Here is a 15,718-nt window from a genome sequence, read left to right as displayed (position 1 = left end):
GAGACCGTTTCTCCTCTACGTTTTAGTCGCTGGGAGAGCCTAAAACTTACAGAAGGCGTTACTGGGCCATTTTCAGGAAAGAAGCCTTAAAACCGGATTACTCACTCCTGAGCGACTTCACCGGGTCCAGCAAAGCCGCCTTGGCCGCCTGGATACCCACGGTGGCCACCGCAATGAGCAGCGAAGCCAACCCTGCTGTGAAGAATAACCACGGACTCAGGTTTACTTGGTAGGCGAAATCCTGGAGCCAGTTCTTCATGCCGTACCAAGCCACCGGCGAGGCAATGAGGATGGCCAGTAGCACCAGCAGCGCGAAATCTTTAGACAGCAGCAGTACAATCTCCACCACCGTTGACCCCAGCACCTTCCGGATGCCAATTTCTTTCGTGCGCTGCTCGGCGGTAAAAGAAGCCAGCCCGAACAAACCCAGACAGGCAATGAGAATGGTGAGCGCCGCGAAGTACCCAAACACGGTAAGCATCTTTTCCTCGGCCTGGTACTGCCGGTTGAAATGGTCGTCCATGAAAAAGTAATCCATGGGGTGCCGGGGCGCGAAGGCTTTCCATTGCTGCTCCAGGAAAGTGAGGGAGGCTTCCAGGTCCTGGGGACGTATTTTGGCCAGCAGATAGCCCGTGTTTTCCTTAATGGGAATGATCATGAGCGGCTCAATGGGATTGTGCAGGGAGGCATAATTGAAGTTACGGGCCACCCCGATGACTTTGGCATCATAGTCGGTGACCTGCACGCGCTTGCCCATGGGGTTCTGCCAGCCCAGCCATTTCACGCCCGCCTCGTTGATGATGACCGCGCCTTTTTCATCTGTGGGAATACCCTTCTGGAAGGTGCGGCCCTCTTTCAACTCAATGCCCATCAGCTCCAGGAAATCGTAACTCACAAACATCACGTTCATGGTCTGGTCTTTCTCGGTGCCGTCTTCTTCCTCCACCAACATCAGCAGGCGGGCCAGCCTTTCCCCAGGGATATTTCCCGTGGTAGCCGTCTGCAGAAAGTTGGGGTTCTGGGTGAGCTCCTGCTGGAAAACCGTCAGCCTTTCCTGGAAAAGAGAGTCGCCCTTGGGTAGGTTGAGGGCCAGAACCTGTTCTTTGTTGAACCCCAGGTTCTTGTTTTTGAGGAACTGCAACTGGCTGTACACCACTGCCGTGCCGATGATCAAAACCAGCGAAATAGTGAACTGAACCACCACCAGGCTCCGCCGTAGCCAGGCATTACTGCCCCTGGGGTTTTTATCTGATTTAAGCACTTCCACCGGCCTGAACCCCGATAGGAAGAAGGCCGGGTAACTGCCGGCCACCAAACCCACAAACAGCAGAATGGCCAGGATGAGCAAAACAAAATTCGTGTTCAGCAGAGAAGACAGGGCAAATTGTTTTTCGGTGAGTTCGTTGAAAACGGGCAGGGAAAGCTCCACCATGGCCAAAGCCAAGACCAGCGCCAGCAGCGTGATCAGGATAGACTCGCCCAGGAACTGCCCGATGATCTGGCTCCGGTGCGCGCCCACCACCTTACGCAGTCCCACCTCGCGGGACCGCTTGGCCGAGCGGGCCGTGGCCAGGTTCATGTAATTGATGCAGGCAATAAGCAAAATAAACACCGCCACCACCGAGAAAATGTACACGTAAGACTGGCTCCCCGAGGGGCTGATATCGGTCTGGAAGTCATTGCTGAGGTGGATTTCGGGGATAGGCTGCACCATGAGTTCCATAGACGCGGAAATCTCGTTTTCCTTGAGCCAGGGTACGGCCCGCCGTTGTACCAGGTCCGCCAGTTTTTGCTTGAAGGCGGGTAGCGAAGCGGGGTGGTGAAGGGTGAAATAGGTGTAATACCCAAATAGAATCCATTCGTTTTCTTGGGCCGCTATGGTCTCGGCGTCTTTCCCGGTCCTTTCTGCTTCGTCTTTGGTCACCATGGAGAAAAAAGCGCTGGCCTGTAGATGCGAGTGTTTCTCGGCTTTGAACACCCCGGTGACCAGGTGCTGATTCCTGCTGAACTGTAGCGGCTGGCCCAGGGCTTTCTCCACGCTGCCAAAGTATTTGCGGGCCAACTCGTCAGAGATGACAATGGTTCTGGGCGCCCGAAGGGCCGTCACGGGATCACCAGCCAAAAAGGTGTAAGGCATCACCTGGAAAAACGTGCTGTCGGCGAAGAAAAGGTTGTCTTCCAGAAAGGGTTGCTGGTCTTTCCAGACGGTCTGTTTTTTGGAGGCGGCGAGCCGGGTCACTTTCTTTACCTCGGGGATCTCGCGCCGCATGTGGTCGGCTAAGGGCTTAGGGGAAAGGGAAAACCGGTCATCCTCTCCGTGGAAGTTTACCCGGCTCACCACCCGGTAAATGTGCTCGGCATTAGGGAAGTTACGCTCATAAGTGAGCTCATGCCCCACGTACAGAAAAATAAGCAGACACGCCGAGATACCGGTCGCCAGCCCAATGATATTGATGGCCGAATACGCCTTGTGCCGCAGCAGGTTTCGCCACGCTATTTTTAAGTAATTCCTAAGCATTCGCTTTAAAGTGTTGTCCGCACGCGCCGTCTTAAGTTCTGAAATAGTTTCTGGTTAGGGGCCATTTTTAAGAAAACAGCCCCTAAACGGTTATTCGCTCCTCAATGCTTTAATAGGATTGAGGAGTGCCGCCTTGGCCGCCTGCACGCTCACGGTAGCCACTGCAATAATCAAAGCCACCATTCCCGCGCTCACAAACAACCACGGGCTCAAGGGCACCCGGTAGGCGAATTCCTGCAGCCATTGCTGCATGCCGTACCAGGCCAGCGGTGAGGCCAGCACAATGGCAATGATCACCAGCACCGCAAAGTCTTTGGTGAGCAGCATGACAATGCCCAGCACCGAAGATCCCAGCACCTTCCGGATACCGATCTCGCGGGTGCGCTGCTCGGCCATGAACGACGTGAGCCCGAACAAGCCCATACAGGCAATGATAATAGTCAGAATAGAGAAATACCCAAAAACCTTCAGCATTTTCTCCTCGCTTTGGTATTGCGCGTTGAAGCTTTCGTCCAGGAAGGTGAGGTCAATGGGGCGATTAGGGTCAAAGCGGGCCCAGGTGGATTTCACGTGCGCCAGGGCTTCGTCAAAGTTATCGGCGGAGAGGCGCGCCAGCAGGTAGCCCGAGGTTCTGGGCCGCACACGCAGCACCACGGGCGCAATTTTGTCGTGCAAAGAGGTATAGTTGAAGTCTTTGACCACGCCAATGACCTTTCCGCTGGTGGTGTCACTGAACCCGATGCGTTTGCCCACGGCCTCCTTCCAGCCCAGTAGGTTGGCCGCCGCCTCGTTGATGATGAAGCCCGAGCTTTGGTCGGTGCCCATGTCTGGGGAGAAGTTGCGGCCGGCCTTGAGTTTGATGCCCATCAAATCCAAGAAGTCATAGTCCACGGTCATCATGTTCATGGTTTTCTCCACCATGGCGTTGTTGCGCTCCACCAGGAAAATGAGCACGCCAGAACCCTGACCCGGAATCTGGGCCGAGGCCGAGACCTTCGTCACGTGGGGGTTGGCCAGCATCTCGCTCTTGATCAAAGGCAGTTTGGCGGTGAGCGTGGTGTCTCCGCTGGGGATGTCAATCACGGCCACCTGCTCCTTGTTGAAACCCAGGTCTGCTTTTTTGAGGAAATCCATCTGGCTGTACACCACCACTGTCCCGATGATGAGTACCAGCGAAATAGTGAACTGCAGGATCACCAGCCCTTTGCGCAAAGTAGCGCCGCTGCCCCGGGGCGCCTTGTCTGATTTAAGCACATCCACCGGCTTGAAGCCCGAAAGGAAGAATGCCGGGTAAGATCCCGCCACCAGGCCAATCAACAGGATGATACCCAGCAATGTGAGCCCAAACACCGGGTTGAGCAGGTAGGAAGACCCAATGCTCTTGTTCGTGAGGCCGTTGAAAGTGGGCAACAGCAATTCCACCAAGGCCAGCGCCAACAAGACGGCCAGCAAGGTGATCACCAAAGATTCGCCCAGGAACTGGCTTACCAACTGCGAGCGGTGCGCGCCCACCACCTTGCGCAAGCCTACTTCCTTCGCGCGTTTCGCGGAGCGAGCCGTGGCCAAGTTCATGTAGTTAATGGAGGCTATGAGCAGCACAAAAATGGCCACAGCCGAGAAAATGAAGATGTAGGACTGGTTCCCCGAGGGTGACAGTTCATAAAGCCAGTCGTTGGTGAGGTGGATGTCCAGCAGCGGCTGGATCTTGTAGTCTACCCGGCCAGTGGACTGCATTTGGTCATAAGCTGGTTTTACCCTTTTCAGGAAAAAATCGCCCATTTTCGCCTGCAGCGAAGCCGCCTGTGAGGAGTTGCGCAGTACCACGTAGGTGTAAGTATTGGTGTTGCCCCATTCTCCTTCCATCATCTGCATGAACTCATTGCCCAGGGAACTCATAGACGCGAAGAAATCAGGGGTAAGGTGCGAAGGACCGGACGGTGCCAGCACGCCCGTCACCTTGAACGACTCGCCCTGGATTTTCACCAACTGCCCCTGCGCCGCGGCCGCGCTCCCGAAGAGCTTCTCGGCGGTAGCCTGGGTCAGGACCATAGACAACGGCGCCGCCAGCGCCGTAACCGGATCTCCGCTCAGGAACTTGTAATTAAAAACGGAGAAGAAATTGCTGTCTACAAAGTAGGAATTGGTAAGGTAGAAGACCTTGTCATCAGAAACGCTCACGGCCTGCTTGTCGGCGTTGACCAGGCGCACGGCGGTTTCCACCTCGGGGTAATCGGCTTTAAGGGCCGGGGCCAGGCCGCCGGTAGTAAGGGAGGCTTTCTCAATCTCGTCGTCCACAATCAGGTCGTTCACCACCCGGTAGGTGCGGTCGGCTTTGGCGAAATGCTGCTCGTAACTCAGCTCGTGCTGCACAAACAGAAAGATGAGCAGACACGCCGAGATGCCCGTGGCCAGCCCGATGATGTTGATGGCCGAGTATGCTTTCTGCCGCAGCAGGTTCCGCCAGGCTATTTTTAGGTAGTTCTTGATCATGGAGGAAAGGTCTGTTTTGAGGAAGAAGGTTTGTTAGAATGTGGTTTGCCGGTGGGATGTCGCAGGTGTTCGTTCTGTTCGCCGCTGGTGCAGGTAATGGTCCAACGACAAGGTGCCGGCGCCGTGCAGAAGGAAAAACAAACCCACGGCAATCAGCTGCACCGGCTGGAAAAACTGCTCGTAGCTCTGGCCCCGGTGGGCGATGATGAAAGCCAGGATGAAATTCACCAGGATAAAGAAGCCCGCCAGCCGTACCTGCCAGCCCACGACCAGGAAAATACCGCACAGGAACTGCACCGCCACTGAGACAATGGCTCCGGCCAACGGGAACGGCACCCCCCGCACCTCCAGAAAATCCCGGAACTCCAGCATGCGCTCGTAGCTGAACACATTGTCCTGCGTGAAATAGATAAGGTGAAACCCGAACGCCAGGCGCAGTAACACCGCCGCGTACGGTTTGTACCGGTCCAGAAAAGCGGAAAGTGCCAGTTGGTCAGCCATACAGGTGCGAGAGAACGGGTTGGTTTTGACAATGCCTTTCCGTTTGAAGGTCGGTTTTCAAAAACCGGCCCTCAAACGGAAAGGCAAAGGTTATTCGGTTCTAAGGGCTTTCACGGGGTTAAGGAAAGCGGCTTTGGCGGCGTGGAAACTGACGGTGAGCATGGCAATGGTCATGGCAATCAAGCCGGTCAAAATAAAGGTGCTCCAGTTCAGCGGCACGCGGTAAGCAAAATCCTCCAGCCAGCGGTCCATGCTGTACCAGGCAATCGGCGAAGCCAGGGCAATGGCGATGACCACCAGCAGGGCGAAGTCTTTGGACAAGAGCATGATGATCTCCCGCACCGAGGAACCCAGCACCTTCCGGATACCGATCTCTTTGGTGCGCTGCTCGGCGGTGTAAGACGCCAACCCGAACAGCCCCAGACAGGCGATGAAAATAGCGATGGCCGCGAAAATGGTGAAGATCTGCTGTTTCAGGACCTCGGCCTCGTAGAGTTTGCCAAACATGTCATCCATGAACTGGTACTCAAACGGGGTGCTGGGCAGGAACTTCTTCCAGGTGGCCTGAATGTGGGCCAGCGCCTCCTGCGGGTCTCCCCGGAATTTCACCGTGATGTTGCTGTAGTTTCTATTGTTGGGCGGCAAGAGGTACACCATGGGCGAAATGGCCTCGTGCATGGACTCAAAGTGGAAGTCGCGCACCACGCCAATGACGTGGCCTTTGGTATCGCCGTACTTGAAAACCTGGCCAATAGCCTCCTGCGGACTCTTCCACCCAATCATGCGCACCGAGGACTCATTCAGGATAAAGGAGGCGGTATCGGTGGGGTGGTCTTTGAGGAAGTTGCGGCCCGCCGCCAGTTTCACGCCGTAGGTCTGAAACAGGTCATGGTCCACGTTCACGAACCTTATGGCCAGGCTGGTGCCCTGCAAAGAATCGCCGCGCAGCACCGAGGCCCCCATGGAGTTGAGTAACCGGTTGGAGGGTACCAGCAGCGAGCGGCCCACATTCTGGATATTGGCCGAGGCTACCAGATCGTTCCGGAACGCGTCATATTTGCCGGTGAGCCCGTTGTCAAAGTTGAACACCACCAGCCGCTCTTTGTCAAAGCCCAGCGCCTTGTTCTGCATGTAGTTCAGTTGCTGGGAAATGACGCCCGTGGCGATGATGAGCACAATGGAGATGGAGAACTGGGCCACCACCAGCGTCTTGCGCAGGAACGGGTTGCGGGCGCCGCTGCTCAAAGAGCCTTTCAACACCAGCACCGGCCTGAATTTGGAGAGGTAAACCGCCGGGTACAAGCCCGCCATGCCCCCAATAACCAACGGAAGCAACACGATGATGCCCAGCAGGTAAGGCCTGGAGAACAAATCCAGGTCCAGGGTTTTACCCGTGAAATTGTTAAGCCAGGGCAAAAGAGCCTCGGCCAGGCCCAGCGCCAGAATGGTTGACAAAATGGCCACCAGAATAGACTCCATCAGGAACTGCCCCACCAGGGTCTGCTGGTGCGCGCCCACCACTTTTCTGATGCCGATTTCCTTCGCCCGGCTGGTAGAGCGGGCGGTGCACAGGTTGATGTAGTTGATGCAGGCGATGAGCAGAATGAACAGCGCCACCGCGCTCAGGATCATGACCGTTTTAATGTCGCCGTTGGGCTCTTCCTCAGAGTCCAGGTGCGAGCGCAGGTGGACATCGGTGACTTTCTGCAAGTGCAGGGTGGTGAACTCAGAAGGTTTGCGGGCACGGGCGTGGTCAGAGCCGCCCAGGTGCTTGTCCAGGAAAGCCGGGAATGCGGCCTGCAGGTTCTGAGCCGGATAGTTCTTGGGCAGCAACAGGTACGTCCCGAAGGAGTTGTTCCCGAAATTGGTAGCCAGCTGTTTGGCCCCGTAAATAGCAGTATCAGCCAAAGTGTTGAAAGAAACCAGGAAATCTGGGTGCATGTGCGAGTTGGCCGGAAACGCCTTGTACACGCCGCCTACCTTTACCGAGTATTTGCTGAAAACCTGCAAAACCTTGCCCACCGGATCAGCGCCGGGATAGTATTTCTCGGCCATGGCATCGCTCATGAGCAGGGTGTAGGGCTCCGTGAGGGCTTTCTTGCCATCCCCTTTGAGCATGGGAATGGTGAAGATGTCCAGCAGGTTAGGCTCCGCGAAGTACACCCGCTTCTCATTGAAAGCCTTTTGCTGCTCTTTGTCCTCCACCAGCACCTGGGTGTTCAGCACGCGGGCCACCTTCTCAATATCGGGGAAATCCTGCTCTATCAGGGGCCCGAACGGCGGCGCCACGTGCCCCAGCGCCAAACTCACGCTTCCATCATCACTCTTGAAATCACGGGTGACGCGGTAGATGCGGTCGGCGTTGGCATGGTAGCGGTCATAGCTGAACTCGTCCAGCACGTACAGCGAGATCAAAATACAGGCCGTGATCCCGATGGTGAGCCCGGCGATGTTGATGGTGGAGTAGATCTTCTGGCGAACCAAATTGCGCCAGGCTACTTTCAGATAGTTTTTGAACATTGCGGTAGTAGTTCTGAGTCTATAGTTCTGAGTCTTTAGTCAAGGAAAACGCGGGGGTGGTTTAAGCCTGTTTTTCTGAAAAGAAGCCCTAAACGGAAGGCTTCCATCGTTGCAATCGCTGGCGCGAGCCTCCGGCTCGTGTCCGCACGCATTGTTGAATGCTTTAATTTCCGAATCAATCAATCAATCAATCAATATGCGTGAGATCAGGAATACTTGCGGACACGAGCGGGACGCTCGCGCCAGCGGTTCAGCAATATCTGTCCTTTCAACTCTGGACTCAGAACTCCGGACTCAGAACTCTCGCCGCGTGCCGCTCAGTGATGCTTTCGGTTACAATCTGGCCGTCCAGCAGGCGGATGATGCGGTGGGCGTAGTCGGCATCGGAAGGGGAGTGGGTCACCATCACCACGGTGGTGCCGGCTTCGTTCAGGGCGCTGAGCAGTTCCATCACCTCGCGGCCGTGGGCTGAGTCCAGGTTACCGGTGGGTTCATCGGCGAGGAGCAGGGCGGGTTTGCTGACCACCGCCCGCGCGATGGCCACCCTTTGCTGCTGTCCGCCCGAGAGCTGTTGCGGGAAATGGTTGCGGCGGTGCGCGATCTGCATCTGTTCCATGGCCTCGTTCACGCGCTCCTTTATCTCCTGGCCGGAAAGCTTCTGGTAGATGAGCGGCAGTTCAATGTTTTCCTGCACGGTGAGCTCGTCAATGAGGTTGAAGCTCTGGAACACAAACCCGATGTGGTGCTTCCGCAGATCGGCGCGCTGGCGCTCAGAACTCCGGGAAACCTCCTTGTCCAGAAACCAGAACTCGCCGCTGTTGGGATTATCCAGTAACCCGATGATGTTGAGCAGGGTAGATTTCCCGCAGCCCGAGGGGCCCATCATGGCCACGAACTCGCCCGGTTTTATTTCAAAGGAAATGCCGTTGAGGGCCGTGGTCTCCACTTCATCGGTGGTGTACTTTTTCTGGAGATTGACAATTTTTAGCATAGGTCTGGATATAGGCGAGTTTTAGGTGGCGGCTGTTTTAGCCCTGATTTCCGGAAAACGGCCCCTAAACGGAAGCGGCCAGACCGGAGGCAGGTGCCAACACAGGCATCCCAAATGCAATGCCAAATTAGCTAAGATGCAGACAGTGAGTTGCTTTGCCGGATTTGGCTTTTAGCGCTTGCCTCAAAGTGCACGGTTTCGTACATTTATTCGTCTGTAAGCGTACACCCCATCCGCCGCAGGCTTCCCAGGGGCAGGAGAAAGCCCCTGAGGACCAGCGTTTAAGCCCCTGGTGACCGTAGGTTGGCTCTTGTGGCACCCTACTTGTATTGGCCCGGCATTCACCCTAGAACTTTCCTTTGCCCTATGAGCAAAATGACCTGCCGCATCTTGATTGTGGATGACCAGGAAGATATCCTCACCGCCGGACGCATCTTCCTGAAACAACACTTCTCGTTGGTGCGCACCGAGATAAACCCCCAGCGCCTCCCCGATTTGCTCCAGAAAGAGCCCTTCGATGTGATTTTGCTGGACATGAACTACACCGCCGGAGCCACCTCCAGCCGCGAGGGGCTTGATTTGCTGCAGAGAATCCTGGAAGTAGACCCGCAGGCTGTGGTGGTGATGATGACCGCTTACGGAGATATTGACCTGGCCGTGCAGGCCCTGAAACTGGGCGCTACTGATTTTGTGGTGAAACCTTGGCACAACGAGAAACTGTTGGCCACTATGATCTCAGCGTGCAAACTGCGCCAGTCCACCTCAGAAGTACAGCATCTCCGTACCAAGCAACAGCACCTGAACCAGACCCTCAACGAGCCGGGCGTAGAACTAGTAGGCTCGTCGCCGGCCATGCAGCGCGTGTACCAGACCCTGGAGAAAGTAGCCGCCACCGATGCCAACGTGCTCATTTTAGGCGAAAACGGCACCGGAAAGGAAGTAGCGGCCCGGCTGCTGCACCGCCTCTCGCACCGCGCCAAAGAAGTCTTCATCCCCGTTGATCTGGGTGCCGTCACGGAGAGTTTGTTTGAAAGCGAGCTGTTCGGGCACGTGAAAGGCTCCTTCACCGATGCCAAGGAAGACCGCGCCGGCCGCTTCGAGGTCGCCTCTGGCGGAACCCTGTTCCTGGACGAGATCGGAAATTTGAATCTACCGCTGCAAGCCAAGCTGCTGACGGCGCTGCAAAGCCGGGTGATTACGCCGGTGGGCTCCAATAGGCCGAGGCCGGTGAACATCCGGTTGGTGAGCGCCACCAACATGCCGCTGTACGAGATGGTGAAACAGGGCCGCTTCCGGCAGGATTTACTTTACCGCATCAATACCGTGGAAATCCATCTGCCGCCGTTGCGCGAACGCAAAGAGGACATTCAGCCGCTGGCCGAGCATTTTCTGGCCTCTTTTTCCAAAAAGTACCAAAAACCAAACCTTCGGCTGGAAAAGGCGGTGCTGCAGAAACTGCTGGGCTATTCCTGGCCGGGCAACATCCGGGAACTGGAGCACACCATGGAGCGCGCCGTGATCATGAGCGAACCCGGGCATCTTCATCCATCGGATGTGTACCTGGCGGAGCCTTCCACCCATACCGCGGTGACACTTGATACCGAGGCGACTCTGGGGAACGTGGAGAAAACGCTGGTGCAGCAGGCGCTCCTCAAGCATAACGGCAACATCACGCACGCCTCCAAAGAACTAGGGATTACGCGCACCGCTTTGTACCGTCGCATAGAGAAGCATGGTCTATAACTACAACTATTTCACGGTGCGGGTGCTGGCGCGGGTGGTGTTTCTGGCGCTCACGCTGCTGGTGGCGGTGTACGTGGGTTCGGTGCACCGCTGGTACATCTCACTGTTCTGTTTGCTGGTCTTGGCGGCGGGACAGGTGCTGGAACTCACCGAGTACGTGCAGCGCACGAACCGTGACCTCATCCGCTTCCTACTGGCCATCCGGCACTCAGATTTCACCCAGCGTTTCGCGGTGGAGGGCGCCCCGCCGCAGTACCGCGAGCTGCACACCATGTTCAACGACATCACTGGGGCTTTCGCCCGCATCAAGGCCGAGAAGGAAGTGCATCACCAGTACCTGCAGGGCGTGGTGGAGCATTTACGCATCGGGCTCATCACGTTTGACGCCGAGGGGCACGTGCAGCTCATGAACAAAGCCGCGCATCGCCTCCTGGATTTGCCTTTTCTGCAGAACATCCATTCCATTGACCGCATGTATCCGGCTCTGGCCGAGGTGGCCTTTGCCGAGCCCCGGAACGATGCGCGCCTCATCAGGCTACGCCAGCTCACCGAGGAAGTCCTGCTTACGGTGCATATAACCTCCATCAGGCTCCAGAACGAGGAAGTCAGGATCATGTCTTTCCAGAACATCCGCTCAGAGATGGAGGCGCAGGAACTGGAATCCTGGAAGAAACTCATCAGTGTGCTCACCCACGAGATCATGAACTCGGTGACGCCCATTATCTCGCTTACCTCGTCCATCAGCGACCTGGTGCAGTCTGAGCTTTCGCCCCTCATGGAGGCGGGCCACATGGAGGAAGATACCATGGAAGATCTGCAACTGGGTTTGCGCACCATTGAGAAACGGACCCGCGGCATGCAGCACTTCGTGGAGAATTACCGCCGCCTCACGCGCGTGCCGCCGCCGCACCTGGAGGAACTGTCTTTGCAGGCGCTCTGCGGCCACGTGAGCCGCCTGGTGGAGCCGCAGATGAAGAGTCGCAACATCGCTTTCGTGCTGCAACTACCCGAGGAGCAACTTTGGCTTTCGGCGGATGCCGAGCAATTAGAACAGGTTTTGCTGAATTTATTGAAAAACGCCATGGAAGCTTGCAGTGTGGTGGCACATCCGGCTGTGATCCTGCGGGCGGTGCTGGACCACAAGCAACCCCACATGGTGCGCATTGAGGTGATCGACAACGGCCCCGGCATAGAGGCAGAGTCGCAGGAGCAGATTTTCATCCCGTTCTACACCACCAAACCAGAGGGCTCCGGAATCGGGTTGAGTCTGTCGCGCCAGATCGTGCGCCAGCACGGCGGCGTATTGCACGCCACCTCGGCGCCGCACGTACAAACCACTTTCCACCTGACGTTACCACTGAAGAACAAACTGGACCATTAAGCGTTTGTACCACCCCGCCCTGCGGTCACTCCTCCTAAGGTAGGAGGGGTGTTTCTGTATGCCTACGCTTTACCGTCTGCTCTAAAGACCTCGCAGCGTCCGGAGGTCCTGCGAGCGTCTGTGCCTTTAGCTGTTATTAATGGACGTTTCAACCCAGTTTTCGGCAAAACAGGCCTGAAACACCTTTTCCTACTTCAGGTGCTGCTGCACTACCTGGCTTAACTGGTGGGCAGGCACCACGCCGGACTGGCGCCAGAGTTGTTTACCCTGGTGGAAGAGCAGGAGCGTGGGGATGCCCTGCACGCGATACTGTTGGGCTACGGCTGGGTTCTTGTCTACGTCAATTTTAATCACCTTCAGTTTTCCTTCGTACTGGCGGGCTACCTGCTGCAGAATAGGCGCCATGGTCTTGCAGGGCCCGCACCAATCGGCGTAAAAGTCTACCAGCACCGGCATGCCCGGGCTACTGATGATTTCTTGGAATGATTTTTTAGGCATGGTTTTTACTGTAAGGTTCTAGGTTGTTTATACGGAAAAGGACAATTTCGGATGAATCCTGTCGTTGGGTAAACAAAAGCATTTTCTGCCTGTTTTACTAAAATTAGGCCCAAAGCAGACCGTTAAAAAGGAACTTTAGGTAAGCCCTAATCCTTTATAAATCATACAAACTTAACAGGAAAAGACTTTGAAAACGATAATATTATCAGCCTTGTTGGCTATTACCTCCTGGTTCTCCTCCTGCAAGGAAACCGAGGTGATGGAGCAGCCGCCAGTGGTACAAGCCGAGAAGGACCTTCTGGTCTCGTCGGAGAAACTGACCACTATTCCGGCCGCCGGCTTGAAGGAGATCGCCGTCTCTAACGGACGGTCAGAGTTGGCTACCCTCATCAAATACGACGTGGATGTGTACCGCCTCACTTACCTAACCCAATACAACGGGCAGGAAATACAGGCCTCAGGCTTGATGGTGGTTCCGTTGAACATGACGGCGCCGGCCCCTATTCTGAGTGCGCACCATGGTACTACCTTCGACCAAAAGTATGCCCCAAGTAATTTCCAGGTGACTTCTTTAACGGGCTTTGAACCGTTTGGCGCCGCTGGTTACCTCACCCTGGTTCCAGACTTTATTGGCTACGGTGCCTCTAAGCAGATTCTGCACCCGTACTATGATTTGAAACACTCCGGCACCGCCGTGGTGGACATGATCAAAGCAGGTAAGTCCTTCTTCAAGAAGAACAATGTGAAAACTTCTGACCAGCTGTTTCTGGCGGGTTACTCAGAAGGGGGTTACGTGACTTTGGCGGCCCAGAAAGAGATTGAAGAGCATCCAGACCATGGGTTAACGGTAACTGCCTCTGGCGCTGGTGCCGGCGGATATGACCTGGAGCACATGTTGGCGATGGTGTTAAGCGGAAAGCCCTATGAGTACCCTGCGAACCTAGCCTTTATCCTGCAGGCCTACAACAAGACCTACAACTGGAACCGGCCTCTGACCAATTTCTTCCAGGAACCTTACGCCACCCGTATCCAGGAGTTGATAGACGGTACCCGCACCAGTTCCTCCATCAACAGTGCTTTGGCCAAAGATCCGGCGAAACTATTCAACCCTACCTTTATGGCGGCCTTGCGCGGAAACGGGGAACAAGCCTTGAAAGATGCCCTGAAACGGAACAGTTTAACCAACTGGGTGCCTAAGAGCCCTACCCGGCTTTACCACGGTACGGCAGACATCATGGTGCCTTATAGCAATACAGTATCCACCTACAATGCCATGAAAGCGGCCAACGTGCCTGACCTCAAATTCGTTTCCATACCCGGCGGCGGGCACGGCAGCAGCCTTGAACCCATGATCAAAGACCTCATTCCCTGGATGGAAGGCATGCGCAATATGTAATCAGGATTGATTTTTAAAAAGCCCGGTATCTCTTGAGACCGGGCTTTTTTTATGCACCTAAGCAGCCTTTTCCCGGGAAAAGGCGTCTTGAATATGAAGATCCGACGCTAGGAGAGAGCCGCCAACTCAAGTGTGAGTGCCAGGCGAATTGCTTTCAAGTTAAGTGCATTTCTATCCAGGATAGGAAAGTTTTACGGCGGCCGGAGGCAGAATCAAGTGGTCAGGGTGCTTGCCCCCGCAGGTTTCATGACAGTCAGGGTGCAATTTTCTTACCTTTCAAACCAATGCTTCGTAAAGAGAGATATGGAACAATCGCATAACCCCGCTACGGAAACCTTTGCGCTTCAATATGTAAATTACCACTGCACAGACCGGGTGGCTTCTATTACTTTGAACCGACCTGAGAAACGTAATGCCCTCAATTACCAAATGGTAACCGAGTTGAAGCATGCCTTTGACACCGCAGAGAATGATGACGAATGCAAAGTGGTCATACTCAAAGCATCGGGGCAGGCTTTCTGCGCGGGTGCTGACCTGGAGTACCTGCAGCAACTGAAGAACAACTCCTACGCTGAGAACCTGGAGGATTCTTCACACCTCATGCAGCTTTTCTACCAGATCTATACCTTGAAGAAAGTGGTCATTGCGCAGGTGAGCGGACCAGCCATTGCCAGCGGTTGCGGCCTGGCCACCGTCTGCGATTTCACCTATACCGTACCATCGGCCAGGTTTGGGTACACCGAGGTTAAAATAGGATTTCTGCCTGCCATTGTCAAAGTGTTCCTGCTCAGGAAAATAGGGGAGGCCCGGGCCAAGGAATTGCTTCTCACCGGCGACCTGATCTCAGCGGAGAAAGCCAAAACTTTTGGCCTGGTGAATGAAGTAGTGCCCGAAGAAGAGCTGGACCAGACCGTGCGGGATCTGGCTAAACGGTTGTGTGTGCAGAACTCGGGGCAGGCCATGGAAGTCACAAAGGAAATGATTGCCCGGGTGCAGGAACTTCCGTTAAGAGACGCTTTGGAATACGCCGCTGAGCGTAACGCCCTGGCCCGTGCCACCGATGATTGCCACCAGGGTATCCAGGCTTTCCTTGACAAGCAATCCATGACCTGGTAAGGCAGGGGAGCAGGTTTCCTGTTTCATCCTCTGCATTTCTTCCCGGGGTAATCGCGTATTCACTACCTTTAAAACTTATTTTAAACAATTGACCAAACTGCTGGTTGAGAGAGTATGCTGACGAACGCGGCGATAGTTTTAGGAACCTTTGTTACGATGGAATTGGTGGCGTGGGCGGTGCACAAATACGTGCTGCACGGCTTTCTATGGAGCATTCACAAATCGCACCACACCAAACACAACCATCTTTTTGAGCTGAACGATGTCTCGTTTGTGTTCTACGGGGTCATTGCCATGCTGTGCTTTATCTACGGCTCAGAAAAGCATGACTACCGGTTCTGGATTGGGGTAGGCATTTCACTGTACGGTGCGGCCTATTTCCTGGTGCATGATTTGTTTATCCATAGACGGCTCAAGCTGTTTGGCAAAACAAAGAGCACTTACCTCCGGGCCCTAGACATTGCGCACAAAGTGCACCACAAAGCCAAAGACAAAGACAACTCAGAGTCATTTGGTATGCTCTGGGTGCATCCTAAATTCTTTCGTATTGCCCGGAAGCGTTAA

11 protein-coding genes are annotated in these 15,718 nt (G+C 55.1%); 5 read left to right on the top strand and 6 right to left on the bottom strand.

Annotated elements, in window-relative coordinates:
- Positions 1-97: 97 nt before the first annotated feature.
- The 5 genes from J3P35_RS15670 to J3P35_RS15650 all read right to left on the bottom strand — a co-directional run bounded on the left by J3P35_RS15670 (position 98) and on the right by J3P35_RS15650 (position 9,020).
- Positions 98-2,518, bottom strand: a complete 2,421-nt coding sequence (locus J3P35_RS15670; RefSeq protein ID WP_210465500.1) for an ABC transporter permease — start codon at positions 2,516-2,518, stop codon at positions 98-100.
- A 90-nt stretch (positions 2,519-2,608) separates the two neighbouring features.
- The gene (locus tag J3P35_RS15665) at positions 2,609-5,008 is read right to left on the bottom strand and encodes an ABC transporter permease (RefSeq protein ID WP_210465499.1); all 2,400 of its coding nucleotides are present in this window, start codon (positions 5,006-5,008) and stop codon (positions 2,609-2,611) included.
- Positions 5,009-5,041: 33 nt separating this feature from the next.
- Complete coding sequence (locus J3P35_RS15660; protein ID WP_210465498.1) at positions 5,042-5,509, bottom strand: DoxX family protein; 468 nt, start codon at positions 5,507-5,509, stop codon at positions 5,042-5,044.
- A 90-nt stretch (positions 5,510-5,599) separates the two neighbouring features.
- Positions 5,600-8,029, bottom strand: coding sequence for an ABC transporter permease (locus J3P35_RS15655; protein WP_210465497.1), 2,430 nt, complete (start codon positions 8,027-8,029; stop codon positions 5,600-5,602).
- Positions 8,030-8,309: 280 nt separating this feature from the next.
- Positions 8,310-9,020 (bottom strand): ABC transporter ATP-binding protein, encoded by a 711-nt coding sequence (locus J3P35_RS15650; protein WP_210465496.1) that lies wholly within the window; start codon positions 9,018-9,020, stop codon positions 8,310-8,312.
- Between the two features lie 366 nt (positions 9,021-9,386).
- Here J3P35_RS15650 and J3P35_RS15645 point away from each other — a divergent pair, with 366 nt between their 5' ends.
- Positions 9,387-10,763, top strand: coding sequence for a sigma-54-dependent transcriptional regulator (locus tag J3P35_RS15645; RefSeq protein WP_210465495.1), 1,377 nt, complete (start codon positions 9,387-9,389; stop codon positions 10,761-10,763).
- Positions 10,753-12,144 (top strand): sensor histidine kinase, encoded by a 1,392-nt coding sequence (locus J3P35_RS15640; RefSeq protein ID WP_210465494.1) that lies wholly within the window; start codon positions 10,753-10,755, stop codon positions 12,142-12,144. Before J3P35_RS15645 ends, J3P35_RS15640 begins: the two co-directional genes overlap by 11 nt.
- Before the next feature lie 189 nt (positions 12,145-12,333).
- Here J3P35_RS15640 and trxA read toward each other — a convergent pair whose 3' ends face one another.
- Complete coding sequence (trxA, locus tag J3P35_RS15635) at positions 12,334-12,642, bottom strand: thioredoxin (RefSeq protein ID WP_149090592.1); 309 nt, start codon at positions 12,640-12,642, stop codon at positions 12,334-12,336.
- Positions 12,643-12,829: 187 nt separating this feature from the next.
- On the opposite strand from trxA, the gene J3P35_RS15630 reads away from it, so the two are divergent.
- From J3P35_RS15630 to J3P35_RS15620, 3 genes are all read left to right on the top strand, one after another.
- On the top strand, positions 12,830-14,038 hold the full coding sequence (locus tag J3P35_RS15630) for an alpha/beta hydrolase family protein (RefSeq protein WP_246850253.1): 1,209 nt from the start codon (positions 12,830-12,832) through the stop codon (positions 14,036-14,038).
- Positions 14,039-14,341: 303 nt separating this feature from the next.
- The gene (locus J3P35_RS15625; protein ID WP_210465493.1) at positions 14,342-15,154 is read left to right on the top strand and encodes an enoyl-CoA hydratase/isomerase family protein; all 813 of its coding nucleotides are present in this window, start codon (positions 14,342-14,344) and stop codon (positions 15,152-15,154) included.
- A gap of 114 nt (positions 15,155-15,268) precedes the next feature.
- The gene (locus J3P35_RS15620; RefSeq protein ID WP_210465492.1) at positions 15,269-15,718 is read left to right on the top strand and encodes a sterol desaturase family protein; all 450 of its coding nucleotides are present in this window, start codon (positions 15,269-15,271) and stop codon (positions 15,716-15,718) included.

It is taken from the genome of Rufibacter roseolus, from assembly GCF_017916365.1.
Classification (GTDB): Bacteria; Bacteroidota; Bacteroidia; order Cytophagales; family Hymenobacteraceae; genus Nibribacter; species Nibribacter roseolus.
This window is presented reverse-complemented; position numbering and strand designations above follow the sequence as displayed.